Annotated in this window: 16 protein-coding genes; 8 read left to right on the top strand and 8 right to left on the bottom strand. The window is 64.2% G+C overall.

What is annotated here, in order from left to right; all coding sequences use genetic code 11:
* Positions 1–196: 196 nt before the first annotated feature.
* Complete coding sequence (locus ACR9ZN_RS25600) at positions 197–943, top strand: methyltransferase domain-containing protein (protein WP_434959229.1); 747 nt, start codon at positions 197–199, stop codon at positions 941–943.
* A 197-nt stretch (positions 944–1,140) separates the two neighbouring features.
* Here the strand turns inward: ACR9ZN_RS25600 and metW are convergent, their stop codons facing one another.
* Both metW and metX read right to left on the bottom strand, forming a co-directional pair.
* Entirely contained in the window at positions 1,141–1,809 is a 669-nt protein-coding gene (gene metW, locus ACR9ZN_RS25605) for a methionine biosynthesis protein MetW (RefSeq protein ID WP_441772961.1), read from the bottom strand.
* A complete protein-coding gene (gene metX, locus ACR9ZN_RS25610; RefSeq protein ID WP_454811978.1) occupies positions 1,806–2,993 on the bottom strand; it encodes a homoserine O-acetyltransferase MetX in 1,188 nt (395 codons plus the stop codon). Before metX ends, metW begins: the two co-directional genes overlap by 4 nt.
* A gap of 300 nt (positions 2,994–3,293) precedes the next feature.
* Here metX and ACR9ZN_RS25615 point away from each other — a divergent pair, with 300 nt between their 5' ends.
* On the top strand, positions 3,294–4,205 hold the full coding sequence (locus tag ACR9ZN_RS25615) for an SPFH domain-containing protein (protein ID WP_434959753.1): 912 nt from the start codon (positions 3,294–3,296) through the stop codon (positions 4,203–4,205).
* A gap of 115 nt (positions 4,206–4,320) precedes the next feature.
* Entirely contained in the window at positions 4,321–4,776 is a 456-nt protein-coding gene (locus tag ACR9ZN_RS25620; RefSeq protein ID WP_441772959.1) for an NfeD family protein, read from the top strand.
* 259 nt (positions 4,777–5,035) lie between these two features.
* Here the strand turns inward: ACR9ZN_RS25620 and gluQRS are convergent, their stop codons facing one another.
* The gene (gene gluQRS, locus ACR9ZN_RS25625; protein ID WP_481273503.1) at positions 5,036–5,959 is read right to left on the bottom strand and encodes a tRNA glutamyl-Q(34) synthetase GluQRS; all 924 of its coding nucleotides are present in this window, start codon (positions 5,957–5,959) and stop codon (positions 5,036–5,038) included.
* Between gluQRS and ACR9ZN_RS25630 the strand changes: the two genes are divergently transcribed.
* The 4 genes from ACR9ZN_RS25630 (at position 5,958) to ACR9ZN_RS25645 (ending at position 9,038) form a co-directional block, all read left to right on the top strand.
* Positions 5,958–6,602 (top strand): DNA-3-methyladenine glycosylase family protein, encoded by a 645-nt coding sequence (locus tag ACR9ZN_RS25630; RefSeq protein ID WP_481273504.1) that lies wholly within the window; start codon positions 5,958–5,960, stop codon positions 6,600–6,602. The genes gluQRS and ACR9ZN_RS25630 overlap by 2 nt on opposite strands.
* 67 nt (positions 6,603–6,669) lie before the next feature.
* On the top strand, positions 6,670–7,341 hold the full coding sequence (locus ACR9ZN_RS25635; protein WP_441772957.1) for an alpha/beta hydrolase: 672 nt from the start codon (positions 6,670–6,672) through the stop codon (positions 7,339–7,341).
* 107 nt (positions 7,342–7,448) lie between these two features.
* On the top strand, positions 7,449–8,519 hold the full coding sequence (locus tag ACR9ZN_RS25640; RefSeq protein ID WP_481273505.1) for an extracellular solute-binding protein: 1,071 nt from the start codon (positions 7,449–7,451) through the stop codon (positions 8,517–8,519).
* Positions 8,520–8,573: 54 nt separating this feature from the next.
* Positions 8,574–9,038, top strand: a complete 465-nt coding sequence (locus ACR9ZN_RS25645) for an N-acetyltransferase family protein (RefSeq protein WP_481273506.1) — start codon at positions 8,574–8,576, stop codon at positions 9,036–9,038.
* Positions 9,039–9,058: 20 nt separating this feature from the next.
* Here the strand turns inward: ACR9ZN_RS25645 and ACR9ZN_RS25650 are convergent, their stop codons facing one another.
* The 4 genes from ACR9ZN_RS25650 to ACR9ZN_RS25665 form a co-directional block, all read right to left on the bottom strand.
* On the bottom strand, positions 9,059–9,364 hold the full coding sequence (locus tag ACR9ZN_RS25650; protein ID WP_434959238.1) for a 4a-hydroxytetrahydrobiopterin dehydratase: 306 nt from the start codon (positions 9,362–9,364) through the stop codon (positions 9,059–9,061).
* A gap of 68 nt (positions 9,365–9,432) precedes the next feature.
* Positions 9,433–9,990: an RNA 2',3'-cyclic phosphodiesterase gene (gene thpR / locus ACR9ZN_RS25655; RefSeq protein WP_481273507.1), complete on the bottom strand. Its 558-nt coding sequence runs from the start codon at positions 9,988–9,990 to the stop codon at positions 9,433–9,435.
* A 273-nt stretch (positions 9,991–10,263) separates the two neighbouring features.
* Positions 10,264–11,310, bottom strand: a complete 1,047-nt coding sequence (locus ACR9ZN_RS25660) for an aldo/keto reductase (protein ID WP_481273508.1) — start codon at positions 11,308–11,310, stop codon at positions 10,264–10,266.
* An 87-nt stretch (positions 11,311–11,397) separates the two neighbouring features.
* Positions 11,398–12,171 (bottom strand): AraC family transcriptional regulator, encoded by a 774-nt coding sequence (locus ACR9ZN_RS25665; protein WP_481273509.1) that lies wholly within the window; start codon positions 12,169–12,171, stop codon positions 11,398–11,400.
* Positions 12,172–12,260: 89 nt separating this feature from the next.
* On the opposite strand from ACR9ZN_RS25665, the gene ACR9ZN_RS25670 reads away from it, so the two are divergent.
* Entirely contained in the window at positions 12,261–13,229 is a 969-nt protein-coding gene (locus ACR9ZN_RS25670; RefSeq protein WP_481273510.1) for a DMT family transporter, read from the top strand.
* Positions 13,230–13,250: 21 nt separating this feature from the next.
* Here the strand turns inward: ACR9ZN_RS25670 and ACR9ZN_RS25675 are convergent, their stop codons facing one another.
* On the bottom strand, positions 13,251–14,552 hold the full coding sequence (locus tag ACR9ZN_RS25675; protein WP_481273511.1) for a nicotinate phosphoribosyltransferase: 1,302 nt from the start codon (positions 14,550–14,552) through the stop codon (positions 13,251–13,253).
* Between the last annotated feature and the right edge of the window lie 173 nt (positions 14,553–14,725).

Consider the following 14,725-nt stretch of genomic DNA (forward strand, 5'->3'; position numbering starts at 1 on the left):
AGCGATTTCAGCGCGCATTGCAGCCCTGATCGGTGCTGGGGATCGATGGACACGGAATTGCTTCGTTTGGGCTGCTCTCTTCGGATTGGCCAATTCTCTTGTTCTCGCCAGTTTTTGCGGATTAGCTTGGCGCGCAATGGCGTCGTCCCGGCCTGCGAGATCGAATTGTCGCTGTCGTAACTAGGTGTTGGTTCCAATGTCGCTCGATGTCGTCGATCTCCGCGACTTCTACAGCACCAATCTGGGCATCGTGGCCGGCCGCCTGATTGCCACCAAGATCCGGGCGCGCTGGAGCGATCTCAGCAGCCAGCGTGTCGCCGGCATCGGTTTTGCCGCGCCCTATCTCACTATGTTCCGCGACGAGGCCGAACGCGTGGTCTCGTTCAATCCATCGACGCAGGGCGTGCTGGAATGGCCGGAGAACGGCCCGCTCGCCGCCGCGCTGGTCGAGGAGACCGAACTGCCCCTGGCGGATGGCTGCCTCGACCGGGTGCTGGCCATACATCTGCTCGAGGAGGCCGATTCTGCCCTCGACACGCTGCGTGAGATCTGGCGCGTGCTGGCGCCCGGCGGCACGGTGATGCTGGTGGCGCCGAACCGGCGAGGGGTCTGGGCGCGCTCCGATGCCACGCCCTTTGGCAATGGCCGGCCCTTTTCCCGCCCGCAATTGACCCGCCTGCTGCGCGATGCGCTGTTCTCGCCGGTGAACTGGACGGAAGCGCTCTATCTGCCGCCGATGTTCCATGGCTGGGCGCTGCGCTCCGCTCCCGCCTATGAGCGCTTTGCCGCCCGCTTCGCCTCTCCCTTTGCCGGCGTGCACATCGTGGAGGCCTCCAAGCAGGTGTTCCGGCCGATCACGGTGCGTGCCAAGCGGGCGGTGTCGCCGAAATTCACGCCGGTGCTGCTGCCGAGCCCTGCGGGCCGTCTCGCCGATGGGGCGTGACTCCCGGCGTCATTGAAAGGGCTGTCATCCCCGGCAAGCGAAGCGAGGAAAGGGGATCCAGAGGCGAGAAGCCTGCGTCTCATTGGCCCCTTGATCCCAGTCACAAGCAAAGCTTGTGACGATACCCTCGTCCTCTCTAACTGTGCTCGCGAGGAACTTGGCCGGGGATGACAGGACGCTTGCCGGTGGACGGCAGTCTACCGTCTTCTGAGCAGGAACACCGCCTGCTCGCCGAACAGGTTCCAGAACCACCATGGCGCCTGGACCTGGACCGGCTGGCCCGACAGCGTCAGCGCTTCGGCCCGTTCGATCACCGCATCGAGGCTGCGCGCCATCTCGACGAAGTCGCGGATCGAACAGAAATGGATGTTGGGAGTGTCGTACCAGGCATAGGGCAGGTTGTCGGTCACCGGCATGCGGCCGCGGAACATGATCTGGCGACGGATGCGCCAATGGCCGAAATTCGGGAAGGAGACGATGGCACGCCGACCGATGCGCAGCATGTCCTCCACCACTTGGCGCGGCTTGCGGGTGGCCTGCAGGGTCTGCGACAGGATCACATAATCGAAGCTGTCGTCGGGATAGTCGCTCAGGTCGGAATCGGCGTCGCCCTGGATCACCGCGAGGCCGCGGCCGACGGCGGCGTTGACGCCGAGCTGGCTGATCTCGATGCCGCGGCCATCGACATTGCGTGTCGCCTCCAGCAGGGACAGCAATTCGCCGTCGCCGCAACCGACGTCGAGCACGCGGGCGCCGGGGATCACCATGTCGCGGATCTGCAGGAAATCGAGGCGGGTGCCCGGCGTTGATGCCGGGCTACGCTGGGCCGTCATCGTCCTGGTGTCGCGCGGGCGGAACCTGTTCATGCCACGCCTCGCTCGCGGGCCGCGGCGCCGACGAAGCCGCCCACCATGTCGAACAACTCGGGGATGTCGAGCAGGAAGGCGTCGTGGCCTTTGTCGGTCTCGATCTCGACGAAGGAGACGCGGGCGCCGGCCGCGTTGAGCGCATGCATGATCTGGCGCGAAGCGCTGGTGGGAAAGAGCCAGTCGGAGGTGAAGGACGCCACGCAAAAGCGGGTATGCGTGCCCCTGAAGGCGGCGGCGAGGGAACCGTCATACTCGGCGGCGAGGTCGAAATAATCCATCGCGCGGGTGACATAGAGATAGGAGTTGGCGTCGAAGCGCTCGACGAAGCTCAGGCCCTGGTAGCGCAGATAGCTTTCGATCTGGAAGTCGGCATCGAAGGTGAAGGTGCGCGCCGCGCGGTCCTGCAGGTTGCGGCCGAATTTGCGTTGCAGGGCGTCCTCGGAGAGATAGGTGATGTGGGCAGCCATGCGGGCAACGCCCAGACCCTTGGCGGGCCGGATGCCGGCCTCGATATAGTGGCCGCCGCGCCAGTCGGGATCTGCCATGATCGCCTGGCGGCCGACCTCGTTGAAGGCAATGTTCTGGGCGGTATGGCGGGCGGCGCTGGCGATACACAGCGCCGAGAACACCCGTTCGGGATAGGAAGCGGCCCATTGCAGCACGAGCATGCCGCCCATCGAGCCGCCGAGCACCGCGAACAGGCTCTCGATGCCGAGATGGTCGAGCAGCATGGCCTGCGCCCGCACCATGTCGGCGATGGTCACCACGGGAAAGTCGAGGCCATAGGGCCGGCCTGTCGCCGGATTGGTCGAGGCTGGGCCGGAGGAGCCCATGCAACTGCCGATCACATTGGGGCAGATCACGAAGAAGCGCTCGGTGTCGATCGGCTTGCCCGGGCCGACCAAGGTATCCCACCAGCCCGCGCGCCCGGTGACGGGATGGACGCTGGCGACATGCTGGTCACCGGTCAGCGCATGGCAGACCAGCACGGCGTTGGACCTTGCCGCATTCAGCTTGCCCGCCGTGGTGTAGGCGATGCGCAGCGGTGCGAAGTCGACGCCGCTGTCGAGACGGAGCGGTCGTTCCAGGCCGAAATCGATAACCAGGCTGTCATCGGGCTGGTCCGCCTGCTTGCGGGCCAGTTCCGGGAAGCTCGCCCGTAGCTGCTCACCTTCCGACATGCGCCTGTATTTCCCCACCGCCCAAATCGTACGTCGCCTAAGCCGTTCGGTTTGCCGAACGTTTCGTTCGATACATCCTAATATCACGCGGTATTGCAAGTGCAATGGCGTTGCTGGCGGCATCACTCGTGCGTTTTCGCATCTTCCGGTTGCAGGAGCTTGCGAGAGCGCTTTCCAGCACTCGCGGCCACAGCTAGACAGGATGAAATCTCGCTCGATCTGGAGCCCGCAATGCCCAATATTCCACTCACCGCGACGACAGCCGTCATTGTCCTGGCCATTGCGCTGCTGTTCTTCCTGATGAAGATGGTGAAGACCGTGCCGCAAGGCTATAATTACACGGTCGAGCGTTTTCGTCGCTACGCCTATACCATTCAGCCTGGCCTCAACATCGTGCCGCCGATCTTTCATCGTATCGGTGCACGCATGAACATGATGGAGCAGGTGCTGGATGTGCCGACGCAGGAGATCATCACCAAGGACAACGCCACCGTTGCCGTCGATGGTGTCGCCTTCTTCCAGGTGATCGATGCCGCCAAGGCCGCCTACGAGGTCGCCAATCTCAACAGCGCCATCCTCAACCTGCTGATGACCAATATCCGCACGGTCATGGGGTCGATGGATCTGGACCAGCTTCTCTCCCATCGCGACGAGATCAACAACCGCTTGCTCATCGTGGTTGACGCCGCCGCGACGAGCTGGGGCATCAAGATCACCCGCGTCGAGATCAAGGACATCGTACCGCCGGCCGATCTGATCGCCTCGATGGGGCGCCAGATGAAGGCCGAGCGCGAGAAGCGTGCTGTCATTCTCGAGGCCGAGGGCCAGCGCCAGTCGGAGATCCTCAAAGCCGAGGGCCAGAAGCAGGCCCAGGTCCTGGAGGCCGAGGGCCGCAAGGAAGCCGCCTTCCGCGACGCCGAGGCGCGTGAGCGTTCGGCCCAGGCCGAGGCCGCCGCCACCATGGTGGTGTCCGAGGCGCTGGCGCAAGGCAATGTCGCTGCGCTCAACTATTTCATCGCCGATAAATATGTGAAGGCGATGCAGGCTATGGCGACGGCGCCGAACCAGAAGGTGCTCGTTCTGCCGATGGAGGCGACCGCCCTGATCGGTTCGCTCGCGGGCATTGGCGAGATCGCCAAGGCAACCTTCGGGGAGGCCGCGGTGCAAGGCAGACGCCCTGGTTCCGGCGTGCCGCGTACCGGCCAGGATTGAGACCATAGCGTTTTGCGGTTTGACGGAGTCACCAAGAATCGCAAAGACGCGTCGAAACAAAGAGCGAGAGCAAAGTGCGATTCGGAGAAATCGCACTTTGCTCTAGGAGCCGCCCATGAACGAATTTGTGTCCATCAATGTCTGGGGATGGTTCGTGTTGGCCGCCGTGCTGATCGGCCTGGAAGTGCTGCTGCCCGGCGCTTTCCTGATCTGGCTCGGCCTTGCTGCCGCGGCGACCGGGGCCATCAGCTTCTTCTGGCCGTTGAGCTGGCCGCTGGCGCTCCTGCTGTTCGCGGCTCTCGGTGTGGTCTTCGCCTGGATCGGCCGGCATTTCGCCCACAAGGTCGACGCGTCCGACAAGGAGCAGCCCTTTCTCAATCGCCGGGCCGATGCGCTCATCGGCCAGAGTTTCACCCTGGCCGAGCCGATCGTGAACGGCGTGGGGCGAATAAGGGTCGGCGACACGGTGTGGCAGGTCAAGGGGGCTGACGCAGGCGCTGGCGCGCGCATCAAGGTGGTGCGTATCGAGGGAGGATGGCTGGCTGTCGAGGACGTATCGAAACAGGCGTGATGTCCGTTTTCAAAGAGCGGGTATTTTTGAAACTTGCTACGGCTTTGCGGGATAAGGCGCTCGAAGCTCGGTGTGCCGATCTCCAGATCGGCATCTTCTTTCCTCGCAAGCGTTACGTTTCCAAGATGGTCGATCTCGCTCCATTAATTGATGGAGCTGTGGAGATCGACCCTCCTTTCGCGTGCTCATGCCTACAAAATAAGCGCATTTGGGTAGGGAAGCCTGCGATTGGAAGAGCCAGGGCCAATGAGTGCTGTCCTCACACGATCCCCGCCATTCCCCGTATCTGCGCCGGCGTAACGCCATCCGCTCGCAGGACGCGCAGGCTGGTGGAACGGGCGGATTTCGACAGTTTCTCACCATCGGGGCCGAGGATCAGGCCGTGATGATGGTAGATCGGTTCCGGCAGGCCGAGCAGGGTTTGCAGCAGGCGATGCAGACCGGTGGCATGGTAGAGATCCCGGCCGCGCACGACATGCGTGATGCCCTGCAGTGCATCGTCGACCACCACGGCCAGATGATAGCTGGCTGGGAATTCCTTGCGCGCCAGCACCACGTCGCCCCAGCGTTCCGGTGCGGCTGGAATTGCTTCGAAGCCCGCCTCTTGGGGTGACGCCTGCTCCCGCCAGAACAGGGGGGGTACCAAGGCCGCGGCCTTGGCCAAGGCCGTCGTCATGTCGAGCCTGAGCGCAAAGGGCTCTGTCGGGCCCCGTTCGGCTGGGTCGTCCGCCGCGGCGAGTGCGGCGCGGGGATAAAGCGGGGTACCATCGGGATCACGGGTGATCCCGGGATCACGCGGATGATCCGGCCGGTCGATGGCGGCAGCAATCTCCGTACGCGATGCATAGGAGCGGTAGAGCAATCCCATTCCGGCAAGACGGTCGAGGGCCTCGCGATACAGGTCAAAGTGCTCGGATTGGCGCCTCGGCCATGGTTCGAAGGGCAGGTCCAGCCAGGCAAGATCCTCTAGCAGTGCGGCGACGAATTCCGGGCGGCAGCGCGTGGTGTCGATGTCCTCGATGCGCAGCAGCAGGCGCCCGCCGGTTGCCGCAGCCCAGCGCTCGTTCTCGAAGGCCGAGAGCGCATGGCCAAGATGGAGATGACCGGTCGGGCTGGGCGCGAAGCGCAGGACGGGGCGGTTGTTCGATTGATTTGCCACGGGCAGGATGTAACACAGAGGCATGACCGTGATCATCCATTCGCGTGCCGAAATCCTTGCCGGCGTCGAGGCCCTGCGCGCGCTCGATCCCAGGCTGGCAGCGATTCACGATCTGTGCGGCGAGCCGCCCTTGCGCCGCAACGAAGGCGGGCTGGAGGCGCTCGCCTGGATCATCGTGTCCCAGCAGGTCTCCGTCGCCAGCGCCCGGGCGATCTGGGCACGCACCAAGGCGGTGTTCGATCCCTTCACGGCTGAGAGGCTGGTCAGCGCTCCCGAGGCGGATTTCCGCACCGGCGGCCTGTCGATGCCGAAGATCCGCACCCTCAGGGCGCTCGGCCAGGCGGTGCTGGACGGGCTCGATCTCGATACCCTCGCGGCGCTGAGCGCCGATGCTGCCCGCGCGGAGTTGACCAAGGTCAAGGGCATCGGTCCCTGGACCGCCGATATCTATCTGATGTTCTGTCTCGGCCATGGCGATGCCTTTGCCTCGGGCGACCTCGCCTTGCAGGAAGCCGCGCGCATGCTGCTCGAACTCGAAGAGCGCCCGAATGCCGTCGCCCTTTTAGAGATCGCCGAAGCCTGGCGCCCCTGGCGCGGTGTTGCCGCCCGCCTGCTCTTTGCCTATTACGCCAAGATGAAGAATCGGTCGGGTGTACCGATCGACTGATCGCGGGACGCATTTTCGTCACGCGAATCGGTGCTCAGTGCATGCGAGACAAAATGAGGAGACGCGGATGACGACGCTCGACGGACCCCGCCTGCCCGCCCGATCGGGCAAAGCCCGCCAGCTCGTCGTCTTCCTGCATGGCTATGGCGCCGACGGCAACGATCTGATCGACATCGGCCGAGCCTGGCAGGAACTCCTGCCCGACACTGCCTTCGTATCGCCCCATGCGCCCGAGCCTTGTGCGGGAGGTCCCTTCGGCCGTCAATGGTTCCCGCTGACCTTTCAGATTCCCAATGAGCGCTGGCATGGCGTCGAGAAGGCTCGGCCCGTGCTCGATGCCTTCCTGGACGAGGAACTCGAGCGCGAAGGGCTGGACGAGACCGCACTCGCTTTGGTCGGTTTCAGCCAGGGCACCATGATGGCGCTGCATGTCGGGCTTCGTCGCCCCAAGGCGATGGGGGCCATCGTCGGCTATTCCGGCGTTCTGGTTTGTCCGGAAGGGCAGTTGCCCACGGTGATGGCGCCGGAGATCACCGCGAGGCCACCGGTTCTGCTGATGCATGGCGACCAGGACCAGGTCATTCCGCCCTTCGCGCTGCAGTTCTCGCAGGAAGGGCTCAAAGCCCTTTCGGTGCCGGTCGAAGCCCATATGAGCCGTGGGCTCGGCCATGGCATCGACAATCAGGGCCTGCAACTCGGCGGCACCTTCCTTGCGCAGGCGCTGGCCCGGGCCGAATAGGGGGAAAGACCGGTTTGAGGAAAGTGCCACGACCGGAGCATTTTTCCCTCTCCCCCAACGGGAGAAGGGAACTTATAAAGCCCGAACGACGCGCCTTCCTGCGCGGGGTGGCAGCGCTTGGCCTGGGCGCGCTGGCTTCACCCGCCATCGTCAGCCAGGCGCTCTCCTCCTCCGGGGAGCTGAACTATCTCGGCTGGTCGGGTTATGATTTCGGCGCCCTGTTCCGCACATTCACCGAAAAGACCGGTATTACCGTCAATTTCAGCGAGCAGCCCGACCAGGAGGCGATGCTGGCGCAGGCGCGCATCGCCGCCCAGGGTGTGGGCGCCGACATCGTCGAACCCTCCATCGACCGCCTGCCGGAATGGCTGCAGGCGGACCTGCTGCAGCCCTGGAACGATGGCAATGTCAGCCTCGATCTCTATGACAAGGCGTTCCTGACCGGTTCTGCCATGCATAAGGGCCGGCGCTACTTCCTGCCGGTGGTCTGGGGCGCGGAGGCCCTGGCCTATGCGCGCCCAGCCGCACCGCAGACCTATGGCACTGCATCCCTCACCGCGCTTTTCGATGAAAAATATCGCGGCAAGGTCGCGATCAGGCCGTCGACCGGGCTGGCTGCGATGGGCCGGGTGCTGGAGGCCGAGGGAAAGCTGCCGAGGCCTTGGCTTGACGGCTACAAGGACGAGGCCGCCATGCGCCAGCTCTGGGACCTCGCACTGGCCGAGGCGACCAGGCGCAAGGCCGTGATCGGCCAGTTCTGGAGCAGCGAAAACGATGCGCTGGCGGCCTTCCGCAGCAAGGGCTGCACGCTGGGGCTGACCTGGGACACCACGGCGCAGGTGCTCAATGCCGACGATGTCGGCTTCGTGGCACCCAGGGAAGGGGCCTTTGGCTGGCTGCAGGGCTATGGCCTGCTCAAGAATGCGCGGAATGCCGAGCAGGCCCATGAATGGGCCCGCTTCATCGTCACGCCCGAAGCCTCGGCCGCCTACGCCACGGCTTTTTCCGCCAATCCGGCGGCGCGGGGCGCCATCGACCGGCTCGATGCCAGGCTGCGGGATTTCCTCCGGGCTGCCTATCCCGACGATGCTCTTGCGAAGGTCTGGTGGTCGCCGGCGCAGCCGCCCTGGTTCGTCACCTTGCGCAGCGAATACGCGCAGAAATGGCAGGCGGCCTGAGAGGCGACCGGGCACTGGCTTGGAACCGGGCAAGCATCGTCATAATGTGAGGACATGCCAGTCGATCATGATATCCGTCGTGCCGGCCCCGATGATGCGCCGGCGATCAGTGAGATCATCCTCGCGGCTTTACGAGAAACCAATGCCCGCGACTATGCACCTCAGATCATTGCCAGGGTCGAGGAGAGCTTCACGCCCTCGCGGGTGGAAGAGCTGATACGGACACGTAAAGTCCTTGTCGCTCTTGCCGGCGAGCGGATCATCGGGACTGCGAGCCTGGAGGGAGAGTGGATTCGAACGGTGTTCGTCGCTCCCGATGCTCAGGGCAAGGGCGTGGGGCGACGCCTTATGGGCAGGATCGAAGATTTGGCGCGGCATGCGGGTCTTGCAACATTGCAGGTTTCCGCCACCGTGACGGCTGAACGATTCTACAGCAAGCTGGGATTTAAGGTCGTGCGCGATAGTTATCACGGCGATGAACGCACGATCATCATGGAGCGCCGTCTGGTCTCGTTGTGAGCCAGGCTTGGCCGCGAGGATCACACCCCCATCGTCGCGGCGATCTTGTCCATGTTCCTGGCGAGCTTGAGGTCGAGTTCGGTCAGCCCGTCGGCGTCATGCGTGGAGAGTGTGACGTCGACGGTCTTGTAGACATTGGACCATTCGGGATGATGGTTGAGCTTTTCGGCGGTGAGGGCGGCCCGCGCCATGAAGCCGAAGGCCTCGTTGAAATTGCGGAAAACGAAGACACGGCGAATCGCGTCGCGGCCCGGTGTCGCGGCCCAGTTGGCAAGCTCGGCCAGCGCGGAGCGGCGTTCGTCATCGTTCAGTTTCGCTTGGGGCATGTCGGCCTCCCTTGATGCGTTATAGCCATGACGGCCATGTCAAGGCTTGGCGGGCAGCAATGACGATGTCAGCGCAGCGCAGCCTCTTCGCGCCGCTGCAACTCATAGGCCTCTTCGACGATATAGGGGCCACCGCCCACCGAATCGCGCGAGGAGTAGAGCACGAAGCGCTCGGCCGTGAAGCTTAGACGGCCGCCGCCGCGCAAGGCCAGCCAGTCGGCGGTGAGACGCGCCGTGGCTTCGCTGCGCAGCCGAGCCAGCGTGATGTGCGGGGTATATTGCCGGTTCTCGATCGGCACGCCGAGGCGGCGAAGCAGGCGCTCCTGCACGGCCTGCAGCTCCATCAAGGGCGGCGTGGGCAATACCCTGGCATAGACCGATTTCGGCCTGCTGCCGCCGAAGGCATCCAGCCCGTCGACGGCGATGTCGACAATGGGCCGGCGAATGCCGTCGAGGGCTTCGGCGACATCGCGCGCCAGCCTGTCATCGATGTCGCCGATGAAGGACAGGGTGATGTGATAGTTCTCGACGTCGATCCAGCGGGCACCGGGCAGGCCACCGCGGAGCGTCGACAACTTCATGCCGATGATGGGAGGGACTTCCAGAGCGGTAAACAGACGCGGCATGGCACTAACGCCGTATGGTTATCGTCGGACACCCAATCCTAATGAGATTTGCCGGCAGGGGGAAAGCGCAAAGCGTCGCGGCCCCCTCCCTGCGGTGGTTTTTTCTGCGGAAAACGAGATGAGGCCCTTTGGAGCAAAGCGAATCTAGGCGGAAACGCTTGTTTGCTCCCCCTCTTTGGTTCCATGCCAATCCAACGGATTGGCAAGAGCGTCTTTGCGGTTCCTGGCGTGACCGCCAAGTCGCAAGACTCTCTTGGGGGGCTCCGGCGGCTTTCACGGGGCTGGGTTCATGTGCAACTGGTGGATGGCATCGATGCGCGCCTCCAGGTCGGCCGGGATGGCGACGTCGATCGAGCCGATGGCCGTCCTGAGCTGCACCATGGTGGTCGCGCCGATGATGGTCGCGGTGGTGAAGGGCCTGGTGTTGGCGAAGGCGAGCGCCATCTGCGCCGGATCGAGGCCATGCTCGCGGGCGAGGTCGAGATAGGCGTCGACGGCGATGTCGGCCCCGGGCTTCTCATAGCGCTGCAGCCGGTTGAAAAGGGCCTTGCGCGAACCGGTAGGCAGGGCTCCGTCTCGGTATTTGCCGGTGAGATAGCCCTGGGCCAGGGCGGAATAGGCGAGCAGGCCGAGCTGCTCGCGCATGGCAATCTCGGCCAGGGCGGTTTCGAAGGTGCGATTGACCAGCGAATAGGCGTTCTGGATTGACTGCATGCGCGCCAGGCCATGCGTCTCGCTTTCCGCGAGGAAGCGCATCGCCCCCCAGGCGCTCTCGTTGGAGAGGCCGATCCAGCGAACCTTGCCTGCCTTCACGAAGCCGTCGAGCACGTCAAGCTGTTCGGCGATCGTGGTTGTTTCGTCGGGATCGCTGGCACGGAAGGCGGTGGGATTGGAACCCCAGGGCATCGAGCGTTCGGGCCAATGGAGCTGGTAGAGATCGATATAGTCGGTCTGGAGCCGGTTGAGGCTCTTGTCGAGCGCCTCCGTCATCTGGGCGCGATTGAGGTGGGTCGGCTCCTGGGCGTCGCGCAGCCAGATCGAGGTGCCCGAGCCGGCAACCTTGGTGGCGAGGATCACCTTGTCGCGCATGCCGCGCGCCTTGAGCCAGTTGCCGATGATGCGCTCCGTCGAGCCGGCGGTCTCGGCCCGCGGCGGAACCGCATACATTTCAGCAGTATCGAAGAAATTGACCCCCTGTTCGAGGGCATAATCCATCTGGGCGAAGCCATCTGCCTCGCTGTTCTGCTCGCCCCAGGTCATGGTGCCCAGGCAGATCACGGAAACGTCCTGGCCGGTACGGCCGAGCTTATGAAATTTCATGAAAAAGGATCCGAGAAACGGGAAGACCCTGTTTGAAGCAAGCGCGACGGGCTTGGCAAGCCCTGGCGGACATTTGCGGGGGTGGCGTCAGCGGTAGAAATCGCTGGGCGGCAGGCCGAAATGCCGGCGAAACATCGCGGTGAAAGCGCTCTGGCTGGCATAGCCGCTGTCATAGGCAACATCGATGATGCGGGCGCCGGCAGCCAGGCGCTCCAGGGCGAAGAGCAGTCTCGCCTGCTGGCGCCATTGGCCGAAAGTGAGCCCGGTCTGGCTGGCGAACAGGCGATGCACGGTCTTGGGCGTGATGCCGAGCCGCCGCGCCCAGCCCTGCGCCGTCTCCTCGCTTTCGGGGTGTGCGATCAGGTGCCGGCAGATGCTGCGCAGGCGGACGTCCGTCGGCATCGGTAGATGCAGCGGCAGGACGTCGAGAAGCTTGAGCTCGTCGAGCAGCAATTGCATCAGCCTTTCGTCGCGGCCGCCCGGAAGATAGCCGAGCGGGATGGCAACGGCGGCGACGATCAGCTCGCGCAGGAGGGGGGAGACGGCGATCACGCAATTATCGGCGGGCAGGGTGGCGGAGATGGTGGGATCGATGAAGACGGTGCGGATCTTCACGTCGCCGCACATGCGCACTTCATGCTCGATACCGCCGACCAGCCAGACGGCCCGGTTGGGTGGCACCACCCAGCTGCCGGCCTGCGAGCGGATGATCATCACGCCCTGGATGGCATGGAGCAACTGCGCGCGCGGATGGGCGTGCCATCCAGTCGAGGACCCATCGGGATAGTCGATCTCCATCGCCACGACTGCGCGTTCGGTGTCGTGGAAGGCGAGGTGGCGGGTGGTACGATCGTCACTCATGTCTCAATCGCAATAGTCAATGTTAGATTAGCGTGAGACGGACTTGGTGAAAAGCGGCAATGTCCGCCCGTTCACGTCACGGGTATGCCATGTCCTCCAAACCCTCCTCCGCCACTCCCCTGTCCTTGCTCTATCCCTCCTCCGCCACTCCCCTGTCCTTGCTCTATCCCTTCTTCGCCATCGTCCTGTGGGCCGGCAACGTCATCGTCTCCAGGCTGTCGGCCCACGCCATCGGGCCCCAGGCCATCACGTTCTACCGCCTCGTGCTGGCGGTCGGCCTGATGACCCTCTTCGTCGGCGTGCCGGCCTGGCGCAACCGGGCGATACTCTGGCGCCATCTCGGTCAATTCGCGGTGCTCGGCTTCCTGGCCATGTGCCTGTTCCAGAGCCTGTCCTATCTCGCCGCCGGCTCGACCACGGCGACCAACATGGCGGTGTTCACGGCGCTGTCTCCCTTGCTGACCGTGGCGCTCAGCGCGCTGATGCTGGGTGAGCGGCCGACCGTCGGCATGGTCGGCGGCGGCGTCATCTCGATCGTTGGCATCGTCTATCTGGTCAGCGCCGGCGAACTCGGCGGCCTCGTGCGGGATGGCGTGCATCCCGGCGATGCGCTGATGCTGCTGGCGGGTCTGGTCTACGCGCTCTATTCGGTGCTGCTCAAGCGCTGGAACCTGCCGGTCTCGGGCTGGCAATCGACCTATATGCAGGCGCTGTGCTCGCTGGCCGTGATGTTCCCGGCCCTTTTGGCAACGCCGGCACCGCTCAGGGCTCTCAACACGGAGACGCTGCCGCTGATCGCCTATGCCGGCTGTGCTGCCTCGGTGGTGCTGCCGGTCTTGTGGATCCGCGGGGTCGAGCATCTCGGCCCCAGCCGCTGTGCCATCTTCCTCAATCTGCTGCCGGTGTTCACTGCCCTCGCAGCCATCGTCATGCTGGGTGAGCCCATCCGCTCCTACCACGTCGTCGGCGGCGGCCTGGTGCTCGCCGGTGTGATTGCGGCGCAGCTGCTGAAGCGGCCGCTGGGTCGGCGGGCGGTGGCGACAGAACTGCCGAAATGAAGGCTGCGTCAGCAGGCGGCGCTAGACGCTTACCGCCTGCACCCCGCGCCCTTCCTCGCCGAAGACCTTGAGATAGCGATCGATCGCCTCCTTGCCGCCCGTGGCCTTGGCGAGGTTGTCGGAGAGCTTCACCGCCGGCTTGCCGTTGACCGAGGTGATCTTGCACACCAGCGAGATCGGATCGAGCAGCGGGATGGGATGCGAGCCGCAGCCGCGGAAATCGTTGGTGAGATTGGTGCCCCAGCCGTAGGAGGGGCGCATGCGGCCGTTGAAGCTCTTATGAGCGGTCTCGATGGAATCGATGTCGAGGCCGTCGGAGAAGATGATCAGTTTCTTGGCAGGGTCGCGGCCCCGCGCCCTGTACCAGGCGATGATCTCCTCGCCGGCCTCCTGGATCGGCTTGGAATCGGGGCGCATGCCCGTCCAGTCGGCCACCCAGTCGGGCGCGCGCTCCAGGAAGGCGGCGGTGCCGAAGGTGTCGGGCAGCACGATCAGCAAATTGCCGTCATAGAAATCGCGCCACATCTCCAGCACCTTGTAGGGCGACTCGCGCAGGCAGCCGTCCTCCTCGCACAGCGCCGCATAGACCATGGGCAGCTCATGGGCGTTGGTGCCGATCGATTCCAGGTCGTTGTTCATGGCGAGCAGCACGTTGGAGGTGCCGACGAAGGCGCTGCCCAGCCCCTCCTTCATCGCCTCCACGCACCAGCTCTGCCACAGGAAGGAATGGCGCCGCCTGGTGCCGAAATCGGAGATACGCAGGCCTTCCAGCTTCTTCAGCCGCTCGATCTTGTCCCACAGCTTGGCCTTGGCGCGGGCATAGAGGATGTCGAGCTCGAAGCGGCCCATGGAGCGGGTGGCGGCCCTGGATTTCAGCTCGTTGATGATGGCGAGCGCCGGCACTTCCCACATGGTGGCCTGGCTCCAGGGTGCGTCGAATTCGAGCACATAATCGCCGTTCTCGATGCGCAGATCGTAGTCCGGCAGACTGAAATCGGCGAGCCAGTCGAGGAATTCGGGCCGGAAGATCTGCTGCTTGCCATAGAAGGTGTTGCCGCGCAGCCAGATCAGCTCGCGCTTGCCGAAGCGCAAAGTGCGGGCGTGGTCGAGCTGGTCACGCAGTTCCTTCTCGTCGATCACCGCGGCGAGGTTGATCGACTTGGTGCGGTTGATCACGGTGAAGGTGGTGCGCACATTCTCATGCCGGGCATGGATGGGCTGCAGCATCAGGAGCTTGTAGAAGTCCGTGTCCAGGAGGCTGCGGACGATCGGGTCGAGCTTCCAGGTCCGATCGTACACCCTCTTGGCAATATCGATATTCATGAAAAGTGCCCCAAAGCCACCATAGCCGGCGAAAGAGCGGACCATGCGTGGATTGAAGGGCAAGATCAAGTAGCGCTGGGAGCGCGGACTTCTCAACGACATGCAGGCACATCGCGACATCCGCTCTTCTTCCGCAAGCTGGTCGTGGCCAAGAGCGGACTGCCGGAGCGGAC

Source organism: Labrys sp. HAY1-8F (genome assembly GCF_056754975.1).